The organism is Klenkia sp. AC732 (assembly GCF_979256525.1).
This window is the reverse complement of record NZ_CEEDOS010000022.1, coordinates 23293-37912: the sequence shown is the minus strand read 5'-3', so window position 1 is coordinate 37912 and position 14620 is coordinate 23293. Positions and strand designations below refer to the sequence as shown.

At 76.2% G+C, this 14620-nt stretch carries 10 protein-coding genes, 1 tRNA gene and 1 pseudogene; 7 read left to right on the top strand and 5 right to left on the bottom strand.

What is annotated here, in order from left to right:
* The first annotated feature begins 113 nt into the window (after positions 1-113).
* The gene (locus tag AC0IVP_RS12295) at positions 114-6173 is read left to right on the top strand and encodes an IPT/TIG domain-containing protein (protein WP_471756823.1); all 6060 of its coding nucleotides are present in this window, start codon (positions 114-116) and stop codon (positions 6171-6173) included.
* A gap of 75 nt (positions 6174-6248) precedes the next feature.
* On the opposite strand, the gene AC0IVP_RS12290 is transcribed toward AC0IVP_RS12295, so the two are convergent.
* Complete coding sequence (locus AC0IVP_RS12290) at positions 6249-7586, bottom strand: FAD-dependent oxidoreductase (protein WP_471756821.1); 1338 nt, start codon at positions 7584-7586, stop codon at positions 6249-6251.
* 100 nt (positions 7587-7686) lie between these two features.
* Here AC0IVP_RS12290 and AC0IVP_RS12285 point away from each other — a divergent pair, with 100 nt between their 5' ends.
* Both AC0IVP_RS12285 and AC0IVP_RS12280 read left to right on the top strand, forming a co-directional pair.
* Positions 7687-7998, top strand: a complete 312-nt coding sequence (locus AC0IVP_RS12285; protein ID WP_200938811.1) for a DUF1905 domain-containing protein — start codon at positions 7687-7689, stop codon at positions 7996-7998.
* A gap of 77 nt (positions 7999-8075) precedes the next feature.
* A complete protein-coding gene (locus tag AC0IVP_RS12280; RefSeq protein ID WP_056293212.1) occupies positions 8076-8387 on the top strand; it encodes a putative quinol monooxygenase in 312 nt (103 codons plus the stop codon).
* A 21-nt stretch (positions 8388-8408) separates the two neighbouring features.
* Here the strand turns inward: AC0IVP_RS12280 and AC0IVP_RS12275 are convergent, their stop codons facing one another.
* The gene (locus tag AC0IVP_RS12275; protein WP_471756819.1) at positions 8409-9215 is read right to left on the bottom strand and encodes an Fpg/Nei family DNA glycosylase; all 807 of its coding nucleotides are present in this window, start codon (positions 9213-9215) and stop codon (positions 8409-8411) included.
* A gap of 74 nt (positions 9216-9289) precedes the next feature.
* Between AC0IVP_RS12275 and AC0IVP_RS12270 the strand changes: the two genes are divergently transcribed.
* On the top strand, positions 9290-10126 hold the full coding sequence (locus AC0IVP_RS12270; protein WP_471756817.1) for an SCO6745 family protein: 837 nt from the start codon (positions 9290-9292) through the stop codon (positions 10124-10126).
* Positions 10127-10132: 6 nt separating this feature from the next.
* Here AC0IVP_RS12270 and AC0IVP_RS12265 read toward each other — a convergent pair whose 3' ends face one another.
* A complete protein-coding gene (locus tag AC0IVP_RS12265; protein WP_471756815.1) occupies positions 10133-11491 on the bottom strand; it encodes a cryptochrome/photolyase family protein in 1359 nt (452 codons plus the stop codon).
* A gap of 37 nt (positions 11492-11528) precedes the next feature.
* Entirely contained in the window at positions 11529-11861 is a 333-nt protein-coding gene (locus tag AC0IVP_RS12260; RefSeq protein WP_056293201.1) for a GNAT family N-acetyltransferase, read from the bottom strand.
* Positions 11862-12074: 213 nt separating this feature from the next.
* Between AC0IVP_RS12260 and AC0IVP_RS12255 the strand changes: the two genes are divergently transcribed.
* Both AC0IVP_RS12255 and AC0IVP_RS12250 read left to right on the top strand, forming a co-directional pair.
* A tRNA-Arg gene (locus AC0IVP_RS12255) sits at positions 12075-12147 on the top strand.
* A 78-nt stretch (positions 12148-12225) separates the two neighbouring features.
* Positions 12226-12855, top strand: a pseudogene (locus tag AC0IVP_RS12250) (NAD(P)H-binding protein); the annotation flags it as partial.
* Between the two features lie 676 nt (positions 12856-13531).
* Here the strand turns inward: AC0IVP_RS12250 and AC0IVP_RS12245 are convergent.
* Positions 13532-13747, bottom strand: a complete 216-nt coding sequence (locus AC0IVP_RS12245; protein ID WP_471756813.1) for a hypothetical protein — start codon at positions 13745-13747, stop codon at positions 13532-13534.
* A gap of 154 nt (positions 13748-13901) precedes the next feature.
* Here AC0IVP_RS12245 and AC0IVP_RS12240 point away from each other — a divergent pair, with 154 nt between their 5' ends.
* Positions 13902-14525 (top strand): dihydrofolate reductase family protein, encoded by a 624-nt coding sequence (locus AC0IVP_RS12240; RefSeq protein ID WP_056293186.1) that lies wholly within the window; start codon positions 13902-13904, stop codon positions 14523-14525.
* Positions 14526-14620: the final 95 nt, after the last annotated feature.

Here is a 14620-nt window from a genome sequence, read left to right as displayed (position 1 = left end):
CGTTCGGAGTCCGTGTCGTTCCATCGACAAGTCGACACAGCTGACCCTCGTACCGAAACGGGACGAGTCGTATCCGTGCCGGCGGTGTGCCGGACGGGACGGCAGGACGACGGGTGGACCCTGTGACCTGGAAGAAGTGGTCGCGTGCTGGCGCGGCCGTGCTGGTCGGAGTGCTGGTGGCGCTGGGCACCGCGACGCCTGCACAGGCGGCGCCGGGCCAGGCGCGGGCCCAGGCGCTGGACCTCGCCCTCGCCGCGAGCGTCACGCTCCCGGGGCTCCCCCCGGCCATCCCGGCGACCGTGGTCCCGGTGCTGGCCGCCGACGTGGACCTGGTCCGGTCCAGCGCACCTCCCAGCGGCTCCGCGGCACTCGTCGACCTCCGGGCCGGCCTGGGCGCGGGCCTGCTGGGGGTCACCGCGACGAACGGACTGCTGACGGCGTCCACCACCTCGACCCAGGCCGGCTCCTCCGGGACGTCGCGGGTCGAGGGTCTGGCGCTGTCGGTCCTGGGGCGCCCGATCACGGCGTCCGTGCTCGGCGCCACCGCGGCCTGCCCCGCGGGCGGAGCGCCCACGGCGGACACCGACGTGGTCGGGCTCAACGTCCTGGGGACCGCGGTCTCCGCCACCGCCGGAGCCGTCGTCGACGTGCCGGTCACCGTCGTCGGCATCCCCGCCGCCCGCCTCGTCGCCACCGTCACCCCGGCCACCGAGACCACGACCGCCGCCTCGGCCACCGCCACCGCACTGACGATCTCGCTGCGGCTGGACGTCCTCGGGCTCGCCTCGGTGCAGGCCGGCACGATCACCCTGGGCACGGCGGCCTGCGAGACCCCGGCGGCCGTCACGCCCACGGCCACCGGGCTCACCCCCGCGCAGGGGCCCGACGAGGGCGGCACGACGGTCACCGTCACCGGCTCCGGGTTCTCCCCGGGCCTGACGTCGGTGACCATCGGCGGGACCGTCGTCCCCGCCGCGCAGGTCACGGTGCTCAGCCCGACGTCGCTGCGGTTCACCACCCCCGCGGGTCCGGCCGGCCCCACCACGGTCAGCGTCACCAACACCCCGGGCGGCACGTCCACCCCCGGACTGCCCTACCGGTGGCTGGCCGTGCCCTCGCTGTCCGGGCTGACCCCCTCCGTCGGGCCGGTCGCCGGTGGCACCACGGTCACGCTCACCGGCACCGACCTCGTCCCCGGGGCCACCACGGTCAGCATCGGCGGCGACACGGTCGCTGCCGCGGACGTGACCGTGTCCTCCCCGACCCAGGCGTCCTTCGTGACGCCGGGCGACCCCGCCGGCCTCGTGCAGGTCCGGGTGTCCACGCCGGACGGGACGTCGGGCCCCCTGGGCTTCACCTACGTGCCGCCCGCCGTGCCGGCCGCCCCGGCCGTCACGGGCCTGCGCCCCGCGTCGGGCCCCTCCGTCGGCGGGACCCCGGTGACGGTGACCGGCTCGGGCTTCGTGGCCGGCGCGACCACGGTGTCGATCGGCTCGGACACCGTGGCCGCCGCGGGCGTGACGGTGCTGTCGCCCACGGAGCTCACCTTCGTGACCCCGGGTGACCCGCCGGGCCTGGTGGGGGTCGCGGTGACCACGACGGCGGGCTCGTCGGGCCCGGTGGGCTTCACCTACCTGGCGCCGGTGCGCCCGACCGTCGTCGGCCTCGCGCCTGCGTCGGGGCCGGAGGCCGGCGGCACCGCGGTGACCGTGACGGGCACCGGTTTCGTGGCCGGGCTGACCACGGTCACGATCGGCGCGGACACCGTCGCCGCGGCCGACGTGGCCGTCGCCTCGCCCACGGAGCTGTCGTTCACGACCCCCGGCGACCCGGCCGGCACCGTCGACGTGACGGTCACGGTGCCCGCGGGGACGTCGTCCCCGGCGGGCTTCACCTACCTCGCGCCGGTGGTCCTCCCGCCGGCCCTCACGGCGATCAGCCCGGCGTCGGGTCCGACCGTCGGCGGCACCCCGGTGACGGTGACGGGCACGGGGTTCGTGCCCGGTGCGACCACGGTGTCGATCGGCTCGGACACGGTGCCCGCAGGCGCGGTGACGGTGCTGTCGCCCACCGAGCTCACGTTCACGACCCCGGGTGACCCGGCGGGCCTGGTGGAGGTCTCGGTGACGACGGCGACGGGCACGTCGGGGCCGGTGGGCTTCACCTACGTGGCCCCGGTGCCCCCGGCGGTCGCCGGCATCGCGCCGGCGTCCGGTCCGGTCGCCGGCGGCACCCCGGTGACCCTGACCGGCAGCGGGTTCGTCGCCGGCGGCACCACGGTCACCATCGGGGCGGACACCGTCCCGGCGGCGGACGTCTCCGTCACCTCGCCGACGGAGCTGTCCTTCGTGACGCCCGGCGACCCGGCGGGTCTGGTCGGGGTCGCGGTGACCACGGCGACCGGGACCTCGGGCGAGGTGGGCTTCACCTACCTCGCGCCGGTGGTCCCGACGGTCTCCGGACTCACCCCGGCCTCCGGTCCGGCGGCCGGTGGCACCCCGGTGACGGTCACCGGTTCCGGCTTCGTCGACGGCGCCACCTCGGTCGTGATCGGCACCGACACGGTGGCGCCGGCCGACGTGACCGTGGTGTCCGCGACGGAGCTGTCGTTCCTGACCCCCGGCGACCCCGCGGGCCTGGTGCAGGTGACGGTCACCGCACCGGCCGGGACGTCGCCGCCGGCCGGCTTCACCTACCTCGCACCCGTCGCGCCGACGGTGGCGGCGCTCGCGCCGGCGTCCGGCCCCGCGGCCGGGGGCACCACGGTGACCGTCACGGGCACCGGCTTCGTGGACGGCGCGACGACGGTGTCGATCGGTGCGGACACGGTGGCCGCCGTCGACGTCACGGTGGTGTCGCCGACCGAGCTGTCCTTCCCGACCCCCGGTGACCCGGCGGGTGTGGTCGCGGTGACCGTCACGACCCCGGCCGGGGTCTCGGACCCCGCCGGGTTCACCTACCTCGCGCCGGTCGCGGTGGCGCCGACGGTGACCGACGTCAGCCCGGCGTCGGGCCCGGTGGCCGGTGGCACCGCGGTGACGCTGACCGGGACCGGTTTCGTGGACGGCGCGACGACGGTGTCGATCGGTGCGGACACGGTGCCGGCCGGCTCCGTGACCGTGGTGTCCCCGACCGAGCTGTCCTTCCCCACCCCGGGCGGCCCGGCCGGACTGGTGCAGGTGTCGGTGACGACGCCGGCCGGGACGTCGGGTGCGGTGGGCTTCACCTACGAGGCCGTCGCCGTCCCCGGAGCTCCGGCGGTGACGGGCATCGACCCGGCCTCGGGGCCGGTGACCGGTGGCACGCCGGTGACGCTGACGGGTTCCGGCTTCGAGGCCGGTGCGACCACGGTGTCCATCGGCGCGGACACCGTGCCCGCGGGCTCGGTGACGGTGCTGTCCCCGACGGAGCTGGCCTTCCTGACGCCCGGCGACCCGGCCGGGGTCGCCGCGGTGGCGGTGACGACGCCGGCCGGGACCTCGGGGCCGGTGGGCTTCACCTACCTGGCACCGCTCCCTGTGGCCCCGACCGCGACCGGCATCAGCCCGTCGTCCGGGCCGGCTGCCGGTGGTACGACGGTGACGCTGGCGGGCTCCGGCTTCGAGGCCGGTGCGACGACGGTGTCGATCGGCGCGGACACGGTGCCCGCGGGTCAGGTGACGGTGTCGTCCCCGACGGAGCTGACGTTCCTGACGCCGGGTGACCCGGCGGGGGTGGTCCCGGTGACGGTCACGACGTCCGGGGGGACCTCCGGGGCGGTGGGCTTCACCTACCTGGCGCCGGCCCCGCTGGCGCCCACCGCGACCGGCATCGACCCGGGGTCGGGTCCGGTCGCCGGTGGCACGACGGTGACGCTGACCGGGTCCGGCTTCGTGTCCGGCGCGACGAGCGTGGTCGTCGGCACCGACACGGTGGCCGCGGCCGACGTGACCGTGACGTCGGCGACCGAGCTGTCCTTCCTCACGCCGGGTGACCCGGCGGGCCTGGTCCCGGTGACGGTCACGACGCCCGGGGGGACGTCGGGCCCGGTGGGCTTCACCTACCTGGCGCCGGCCCCCGTGGCGCCGACGGTGACCGGCCTGCTCCCCTCGTCGGGGCCGGCAGCCGGCGGGACCCCGGTGACGCTGACCGGCTCGGGGTTCGTGAGCGGGGCGACGACCGTCGTCATCGGCGCCGACACGGTGGCCGCGGCCGACGTGACCGTGACGTCGGCGACCGAGCTGTCCTTCCTGACGCCGGGTGACCCGGCGGGCCTGGTCGAGGTCACCGTGACCACGACGGCGGGGACCTCGGGGCCGGCGGGCTTCACCTACCTGGCGCCCGTGCCCGCCGCCCCGGTGGTGACCGGCATCGACCCGGCATCCGGGCCGGTGGCCGGTGGCACGCCGGTGACCCTGACCGGTACCGGGTTCGTGGCCGGTGCCACGACCGTGACCATCGGGTCGGACACGCTGCCCGCCGGCGTCGTCACCGTCTCCTCGTCCACGGCGCTGTCCTTCCTGGCGCCCGGGGACCCGGCGGGGCTGGTCGAGGTCCGGGCCACCACCCCGGCGGGGACGTCGGGGCCGGTGGGCTTCACCTACGTGGCGGCGGCGCTCCCGACGGTCACCGGCCTCGACCCGGCCTCCGGCCCGGTGGCCGGCGGCACCGTGGTGACGCTGACCGGCACCGGCTTCCTGGCCGGCGCCACCACGGTCACGGTCGGCCCGGACACCGTGGCCGCCGGGGCCGTGACGGTCGTGTCCGCGACCGAGCTCCGGTTCACCACCCCCGGTGGCCCGGCCGGTCCGGTCGACGTGTCGGTGTCCACCGCCGGGGGGACGTCGGGCCCGGTGGCCTTCACGTACCTCGCCCCGGTGGTGGTCCTGCCGGCGGTGACCGGCCTCAGCCCGGCATCGGGTCCGGTGGCCGGTGGCACGCTGGTCACGCTCACCGGTACGGGGTTCGTGGCCGGTGCCACGAGCGTGCTCATCGGCACGGACACGGTCGCCGTCGCCGACGTGACCGTGGTGTCCCCGACGGAGCTGACGTTCGTGACGCCGGGTGACCCGGCCGGGCTGGTGCAGGTCCGGCTGACCACCCCGGCGGGCACCTCGGCCGCCGCGGGCTTCACCTACGTGGCTCCCGCGCTGCCGTCGGTGACGGGCATCAGCCCGGCGTCCGGCCCGGCGACCGGCGGCACCGCGGTGACGCTGACCGGGACCGGTTTCGTGGCCGGGGCGACGACGGTGTCGATCGGCTCGGACACGGTGCCCGCGGCCGACGTGACCGTGGTGTCCCCGACGGAGCTCACCTTCCTGACCCCGGGTGACCCGGCGGGCGTGGCGCCGGTGACGGTCACGACGCCGGGGGGCACGTCCGGGCCGGTGGGCTTCGGCTACACGGCCGTCGCCGTCCCGGGCGCCCCGGTCCTCACCGGGATCAGCCCGGCCTCCGGCCCCGCGGCCGGGGGCACCGCGGTGACGCTGACCGGGTCCGGGTTCGTCGCCGGCGCCACCACGGTGACCGTCGGACCGACCACGGTGGCCGCCGGGGACGTCACGGTGGTCTCGCCCACCGAGCTGGTGTTCACCACCCCCGGTGGTCCGGCCGGGGTCGTCACCGTGACGGTGACGACGCCGGGTGGCACGTCGGGCCCGACGGGCTTCACCTACGTGGCCCCCGTCGTCCCGACGGCCACCTCGCTGACGCCGGCCACCGGGCCGGTGGGCGGGGGCACCACGGTCACCGTGGTCGGCACCGGTTTCGTGCCGGGCGCGACGACGGTGACGATCGGCGGGGTCGGCGTCCCGGTGACGGTCGTGTCGCCGACCGAGCTGACCGTCGTGACGCCTCCGGGCGCGCTGGGCACGGTCGACGTGGTGGTCACGACGCCGGGCGGCGTGACGGCGCCGTTGCCGTTCACCTACGGGGCGCAGGAGCCGGGCGCTCCCGGCGGCCCGGGTGCGGGGGGACCCGGTGCGGGCGGCCCCGGCTCGGGTGACCCCGGCTCGGGTGGTCCGGGGGTCAGCGGCACGACCACCACGGTCACGGTCTCCGGTCCGACCCGGGGCGGTGGGGGCCTGGCCTCCACCGGGTCCGAGCTGGGGGTGCCCGCCGGGCTGGGGGCGCTGGCGTTGCTGACCGGCCTGGGCCTGGTGCTCGCCGGGCGTCGCCGGCACGGCCGGGGGTGACCGCCCGCCGGGCGTGACCCGGCAGCCCGAGGACCGCGCCGTCCGACCCCACCGGGTCGGGCGGCGCGGCGGCGTTCAGCGCGGGGGGTGCGCCGCGGCCAGCAGGGCCGCGCGGTCGTGCATCGTGGTGCGGGCCCGGCCACGGGTCGCACCGAGGGCGACCTCGGCGTCGTCGATGGCCCGCCAGTGGTCCAGCAGCACCGGGTGCAGGCCGCGGTCCAGCAGGGCGGCGACCAGGTCGGGGCCGGTGCCGCGGGGGAGGCATCCGGCGTCGGCGAGCAGGGCGTGCACGGTCTCCCGCGCGTCGTGCTTGTTGGTGCCCACGACCCCGGTCGGCCCACGCTTGATCCACCCGGCCACGTACTCGCCGGGGCTCAGGACGCCGTCCCGCAGCACCCGGCCGGCCTCGTTGGCCACCACGCCGGTGCGGTCGTCGACCGGCAGTCCCGGCAGCCCGCGGCCCTGGTAGCCGATCGAGCGCACCACCAGGTCGGCCGGGACGACGTCGACCTCCCGGGTGCCGGTGAGCCGGTCCGCCGCGTCGACCTCGGTCCGCTCGACGACGACGCCGGTGACCCGGTCGGAGCCCTCGATCCGCACCGGCCGGGCGAAGAACCGCAGCCGGACGCTGGCCTTGCCCGGTTCCGGGGCGTGGTCGGCCCACTCGCGGAGCACGGCCAGGTTCCGGGCCACCGCCCGCACCTGGGACTCCTCGTCCAGCCCGACCGGGTCGACCAGGGCCACGGCGGCCTCCAGGTGGCCCAGCTCGCGCAGCTCCTGGGTGGTGAAGGTGGCCTGTGCCGGTCCTCGGCGGCCCAGCACGGTCACCCGCTCGACCGGGGCGGCGGCGAGGGCGTCGAGCACGTGCTGGGGCATGTCGGTGCCGGCCAGCTCGCCGGGGGAGCGGGCCAGCACCCGGGCGACGTCCAGGGCCACGTTGCCCACCCCGACCACGACGACGTCGCGGGCCCCGGCCAGTGCCGTCTCCACCAGCGCCCGGTCGGCGTCGGGGTGGCCGCAGTACCAGGCGACGACGTCGGTCGCGGCCAGGCTGCCGGGCAGGTCCTCCCCGTCGATCCCCAGCCGACGGTCCCCGGAGGCGCCGTGGGTCCAGACGACCGCGTCCACGTGGGCGCGCAGGTCGGCGACCGACAGGTCCACCCCGACGTCGACGTTGCCGACGAACCGGACGCAGGGGTGGTCCAGGGTGCGGCGCAGGGTCTCCGACAGCGCCCGCATCTTGGTGTGGTCGGGGGCGATGCCGTGCCGGACCAGCCCGAACGGGGTCGGCAGCCGGTCCAGCAGGTCCACCGCCACGGGCACCTCGCTCTGGTCGGCGAGCGCCTCCGCGGCGTAGACCCCGGCGGGGCCCGCGCCGACCACCGCCACCCGCAGCTGCCGCTCGGCGTCCATGGGCGCATCCTGCGCCCCCGCGGGCCCGCGCACCAGGTCTGCGCACCAGCTCTGGGCCGCAGGCCTGGGCACCGGGCGCGGGGACGGGCAGGCTGGGGGAGTGCGCGACACGGTGGTCGGCGAGTTCGAGGTGACCGGGCCGGTGGTGGAGTGGCGCGGGCCGGCCCCGCACCACTTCGTGACCGTGGACGGCGACCTGGCCGAGCAGGTCCGCGAGTGGGCACGCGAGGTCAGCTACGGCTGGGGCATGGTCCCGGTCCGGCTGCGGCTGGGGGCGACCACCGGCACGACGGCGCTGTGGCCGCGGGAGGGCGGGTACGTCGTCCCGCTGCGGCTGGCGGTGCGCCGGGCCGAGCAGGTGGAGCTCGGGGACGTGGTGACGGTGCACGTCGAGGTGCTGCGGCCGGGGTGACCGTCCAGGCGTGGGCCCCCTCCCGGGTGGGCAGTCCAGTCCCGACCCCAGCCGCACCCACCACCCGGAGGACGCCCGTGTCCATCACCGTCATCGCCACCATCACGCCGAAGCCGGACCGCTTCGACGCCGTCCGGCAGGCCTTCGAGCAGGCCGTCCCCGCCGTGCACGAGGAGCCGGGCTGCGAGCTCTACGCCCTGTACACCGGCAAGGGGGTGCTCGTGATGGTGGAGCGCTGGTCCGACGGCCAGGCGCTGGAGGCCCACGGCGCCGGCGAGACGTTCAACGCGCTGTCCCGCGGCGTGCAGGACGACCTGGCCGAGCCACTGGACGTGCAGATCCTCGAGCCGGTCGCCGTCGGCGACCCCGCCAAGGGCCAGATCCCCTGAGTCCCGTGCCGGGCCGACGGGTCAGACGGCCTGGCAGGTCGGGCACCAGAACAGGTTCCGGCCGACCATGACCTCGGTGCGGACCGGGGTGCCGCAGAGGCGGCAGGGCATCCCGGTCCGCCGGTAGACGTAGTGCGCGTCGGTGCGCGTCGCCGCCCCCCGGCGCTCGACGCGGTCCTCGGGCCGGGTGGTGACGATCCGCCCGGCCCGCACCCCGGCCCTCATCAGGGTCACCAGGTCGGCCCACATCGCCGTCCAGGTGTCGTGGGCCAGGGCCTTGCCGGGGCGGAACGGGGAGACCCCGTGCCGGAAGAGCAGCTCGGCCCGGTAGACGTTGCCGATGCCGGCGATCACCGCCTGGTCCATCAGCATCGCGCCGATGGTCACCCGGCTGCGGGAGATCCGGGCGAAGGCCTTCTCCGGGTCCGAGCGGCGCAGCGGGTCCGGGCCGAGCCGGTCCAGGATCAGCTGGACCTCGCCGTCGGTGATCAGGTCGCAGGCCGTGGCGCCGCGCAGGTCGGTCCAGACGCCCTCGCCGTCGTGGCCCGGGCCCTCCCAGCGCATCCGCAGCGCCCCCCGGGGCTCGGGCGGCAGGCCGGTGCCCGACGTGTACTTGCCGTACAGGCCCAGGTGCACGTGGACGACGTCCGGGCCGAAGGCGGCGAACAGGTGCTTGCCCCAGCTGGTGACCTCGTCGAGCACCCGGCCGTCGATGAGCTCGGCCTGGCTGGTGAACCGGCCCTGCGGGCTGGTCACGTGCACCTCGCGGCCGGCGAACGCCTCGTGCTGCTCGCGGGCCAGACGGAACAGGGTGTGGCCCTCAGGCACGCGCACTCACACCCACCAGTCTCCGGGTTGTCCCCGGCCGCGCGCGACCGCGGGCGGTGGGCCACCATCGGCGCGTGACCGTCACCCCCGCCCTCGCCCGCCGCGCCTGGGGCACGCTGGAGACCCTGCACGTCACCGGCTTCTTCGCCCCCCAGGTGCAGGCGGCCTACGACCGGTTCGGGGTGACCGCGACCCGGGCCGGCTACTTCGCCGCCCGCGGCTCCGCCTTCGGCCCGTGCGGCCCGGAGCTGGTGACGGCCACCTTCTACGTGTTCTCCCCGGCGCTGGTGGCCGGCGCCGTCCCGGCCGTGTGGGAGGCCGGCACCCCGCAGCAGTGGGCCGCGGCCCGTCGCGAGGGCGTCGCCGCGTTGCTGCACGACACGCTGGGCAGGCCCGACGTCGCCGAGGCGGTCGACCTGGCCCGGGAGGCCGTCGCCGGGCTGTCGCTGGCCGGGCGACCGCTCTACGGCGCGTGGTCGGCGGTCGAGTGGCCCGAGGACCCGCTGCTGCAGCTGTGGCACGCCGGGCTGCTGCTGCGCGAGCACCGCGGTGACGGCCACGTCACCGCTCTGCAGTCCGCCGGGCTCGACCCGGTCGAGGCGTTGGTCACCGGCGGGCTGGCGTCGGACTCCACCGAGTTCGTCCGGACGACGCGCGGCTGGACCGATGCCGAGTGGACCGCCGGCGTCGAGCGCCTGCGCGCCCGCGGCCTGGTCGACGACACCGGCCTCACCGACGCCGGCCGGGCGCTGCGGGACGACGTGGAGACCGTCACCGACTTCCTCGCCGTCGACGGCTGGGCGCACCTGGGCGCGCAGCGCACCGGACGGCTGGTCGAGCTGGTCACCCCGCTGCGCCAGCGGGTGCTGGACGCCGGGGTGCTGCCGGCCTGGATCCGCTCCCGCGGCTGAGGTGCCTCAGCGACCCTTGGCCGCCTGGTACCGGTCCAGGGCGACCTGCCGCTCGTGCGCGTGGTCGACGATCGGCTCGGGGTAGCCGTGCGGGACGCCGCCGGGCGCGGTCCACGGCTCGTGCACGTGCTTGCGGTCCAGGTCGCGCAGCTCGGGCACCCAGCGCTTGACGTAGACGCCGTCCGGGTCGAACTTCTTGCCCTGCGTCATCGGGTTGAACACCCGGTAGTAGGGCGAGGCGTCGGTACCGGTGCCGGCGACCCACTGCCAGCCGTGGTTGTTGCTGGCCAGGTCGCCGTCGACCAGGTGCTGCATGAAGTACCGCGCCCCGCGGGTCCACTCCTGGTGCAGGTCCTTGACCAGGAAGCTGCCCACGATCATCCGCAGCCGGTTGTGCATCCAGCCCTGGGCCAGCAGCTGACGCATCCCGGCGTCGACGATCGGGAAGCCGGTGCGGCCCTGAGCCCAGGCCTCGAAGTCCTCCTCGGCGCCCTCGCCGGTGGAGTAGCTGATGCCGGCCAGCTCGGGGTTGTAGTACTCCCGGGCGGTCTCGGGCCGGTGCCACAGCACGTCGGCGTAGAACTCCCGCCAGCACAGCTCGGAGACGTAGGTGTCCACGCCGGCCCCGCGCAGACCCGACCCGGCGATGTCGTGCAGCAGCGTGCGCGGGTGCACCGTGCCGAAGTGCAGGTGCGCCGACATCCGGCTGGTGGCGTCCAGGTCGGGGCGGTCGCGCTGCCCGTCGTAGTCCTCCAGGCGCTCGTCCCGGAACTCCCGCCAGCGCTCGGCGGCGGCGGCCTCGCCGGGCTCCAGCACCTCGGTGTCGCCCAGGTCGGGGGCCTCGGGCAGGTCCTGCGAGTCCGCCTCGACCCAGTCCACGCTGCGCGGGCGGGGCGCCGGGTCGGGCCAGCCGTGCTCCAGCCACCGGCGCTTGAAGGGGGTGAAGACCTTCAGCGGGTCGCCGTCGTCCTTGGTGATGGTGCCGGGGGCGATGGCGTAGGCGGAGCCGGTGCGCACCAGGTCGACGTCGCCCAGGGCCTTCTCCACGGCGGCGTCGCGACGCCGTCCGTAAGGGCCGGTGTCCCCGGCGACGTGCACGCTGGTCGCGCCGACCTCCCGGGCCACCGCCGGGACGACGTCCTGCGGCCGGCCGTGCCGGACCACCAGCCGCCCGTCGGTGGCCTCGTGCAGCTGCGCGAGGCAGCCGGCCAGGAAGTGTCGCCGCGGGTCACCGGACTTCTCCCAGATCGCCGGGTCCAGCACGAAGAGCGGCAGCACGCCGTCCCCGGCGTCCCGGGCGGCCAGCAGGGCCGGGTTGTCGGCCAGGCGGAGGTCGCGGCGGAACCACATCACAGCAGGGGGCACCGGACGACCGTAAGGGGCGCTTGGCACGGTCGCCCGCTCAGCTGGCGGCGAGCTCCAGGCCGAAGTGCGGTCGGTCGGCCTCGGCGACGAGGTCGACGTCGGTGGGGTGCTCGTGCAGGTAGTGCCGGACGAACGAGCAGTAGGGGAGCACCGTGAGGTGCTGCTCGCGGGCGCTGGTGAGCACGGCCTCCACGAGGGTGGTGCCGATGCCGCGACCGGCGACGGAGGGGTCGACCTCGGTGTGCGGCAACGTCATGACGTCACCGTCGACGTGGTAGCTGGCCAGGCCGACGACGCGGTCGTCGACCGAGACCTCGAAGCGTCCCCGGGTGGGGACGTCCTCGACCCGGACCTGCTGCGTGCTGCTCATCTCGCTCTTCCGACCTCCCATCCCGGCGCCGTTGCCGGGCACGTACGCAGAGCCACGTCTCGGCCCCGGAGAGAAAAGGTAACCGTTTGGTCCGGTTCTCGCCCCTGTCTCTCTGACGATCTTCCTCGTCCGGGTGTTCCCGCCCCGGCGCGACGCGCCCACCCGCGGTCGGGCGCCCACGGACCGCGCCGCTAACCTCGTCGGGCACCCCGAGCCCCCATAGCTCAGGGGATAGAGCATCGGTTTCCTAAACCGTGTGTCGCAGGTTCGAATCCTGCTGGGGGCACCCGCGCCCGCGCCGGCCGCTGCTGAGTGACTGGTCTCCTCCGGTTTGCGCAGCTCACCCCGATGGCATCCACCAGGGGTGACTCGTTGTCTGGTGACAGGTTCCTCCGGCTACATCGGGTCCCGGCTGGTCGTGCAGCTCGACCGCGCCGGCCACGACGTGGTCGCCACCGCGCGCGACGTCGGCAAGCTGGCCGACTTCGACTGGTCCGACGCCGTCGACGAGGTGGCCCTGGACGTCTCCGACGCCGACTCCTGCCGCCAGGCGTTCGCCCGGGCCGGGGACGTCGAGGTGGCCTACTTCCTGGTGCACTCGATCGGGGAGGGCGACTTCGCCGCCCAGGACCTGGACAGCGCCCGGCAGTTCGCCGCCGCGGCCCGGGACGCCGGGGTCTCCCGGATCGTCTACCTGGGCGGCTTCGTGCCCCAGCAGGAGGAGCTGTCCGAGCACCTGGAGAGTCGGGCCGACGTCGGCGACGCCCTCGGGGAGGCCGGCGTCGAGCTGGTCTGGCTGCGCGCGGCGATCGTGCTGGGCGGCGGGTCGACGTCCTACGAGCTGGTGCGGCACATCGCCGACCGGGTGCCGGTCGTCCCGTTCCCCACCTGGATGCAGCACCCGGTCTCGCCGATCGCGGTCACCGACGTCCTGCACTACCTGGTGGCGGCGGCGGACCGGGACCTGCTCCCCGCCGGCGCCTACGAGGTGTCCAACGGGGAGAGCCCCACCTACGCCGAGCTGGTGAAGGCCTACGCGGCCGAGGCCGGGCTGCGCCGGGTGTGGCTGCCCTTCCCGCCGGTCCCGCCCAAGCTGGTCGCCACGGTGGCCTCCTGGCTGACGCCGCTGCCGCACGAGCTGGCCGCCGACCTGATCATGAGCCTGCCCAACAGCATGGGGTCCACCGACGACCGCATCCGCGGCATCGTGCCCGACCCCGAGGGCGGCCTGGTCAGTTCCCGGGAGGCCCTGCGCCGGGCGCACCAGGGCAGCCGGACCGCCGGCGTGGGCAGCAGCGAGGACCCCACGCACCGGGTGCGCACCGACCCCGACTGGTCGGCCTGACCCGGAGTCCCTACAGCGTGGTGTCGGCGTGGTCGCCGAGCTGCCGCCACCGGGCCGCGTCCGGGGAGCCCTGGGCCGCGACCGGCGGGAGGTACCGGTCCACGGCGGTCGCCGGCCCCAGGTCCAGCCCGGCGGTCCGGGCGGACCAGCACGCTGACGTGCACGTGGTCCAGCCGGACCACCTCCACGTCCGGGTCGACCGGCGTCGGCAGCGGCACCGCCGTGCCCAGCAGCAGCTCGTCCAGACCGGTGCGGGGCCACGTGGGGGAGGACACGGGGCGCAGCGTGGGGACGCCCTCCGACACCCGCCCGGGACGCCGCGGGCTCAGGCCGCCTGCGCCTCGCGGACGACGAACCGGTGCCCGCGGGCGGCCGCCCGGCGCGCGCACTGGTCCAGGGCCAGGCGGGCGCCCGGGGGCCAGGACTCCAGCCGGGCGGCGTCGAGCTCGACGTCGCCGCGGAAGACGGCCAGCTGCAGCTGGCGCAGCGCGGCGGCGATCTCGGGTCCGCGCGGGGCGGTGGGCCTGGTCGCGTCGTCCATGCACCCAGTCTCGGGACGCCGGGCCGCGCGCACATCGGTCCCGGGGACGACCCGGCGGTCCGACCTGGGGTGGACCCGATGAGTCCCGGCCGGCCGGCGGGTCCTGTCCTCGACCCGTCATCGCACACCGTCGCCGCACACCAGGGAGCACGCCGTGGGGATCGTCCAGCTCGAGCTCTTCGCCACCCTCGACCTCGTCGCGCAGGGCCCCGGCGGTCCGCAGGAGGACACCGACGGCGGGTTCCCGTTCGGCGGCTGGCAGGCGCCGCTGGTCGACGAGGTGTCCGGGGCGCAGGTCGCCGCCGCCTACGAGGGCACCGACGCGCTGCTGCTGGGCCGGCGCACGCACGGGGTCTTCTCCGCGTACTGGCCGCACCAGGACGGCGACTTCGCCCGGCTGTTCAACCGGGTCCCCAAGTACGTCGCCTCCCGGGGCGCCCCGGACCTGTCCTGGGCCGGGTCGCGGCAGCTGGGCCCGGACCTGCCGGCCGCGGTCCGCGAGCTGCGCGAGCGGCACGAGAAGACGGTGGTCGTGGGCAGCCTGGACCTGGTGCAGACCCTGCTCCGGGAGCGGCTGGTCGACCGGCTGGACCTGTGGCTGCACCCGATCACCCTGGGCACCGGCAAGACCGTGTTCGCCGGCGGCGCGGTGCCCGCGGTCCTCGAGCTGCTCGCGCCCCCGGCCGCCGGCCCCGGCGGCACCGTGCACCTGCGCTACGGCCTGACCGACGCCGTCCCCGGCACCGGGGACATGACCGCCCCCGACCACGGGCTGTGACCTCCCCCTGCCGGCAGGCCGGGGAGCAGGGCGGTCGGTAGCGTCGCCAGCGACACCGCCCCCGCTCGCCGGTGCTCCCGCGCACCGAGAGCACA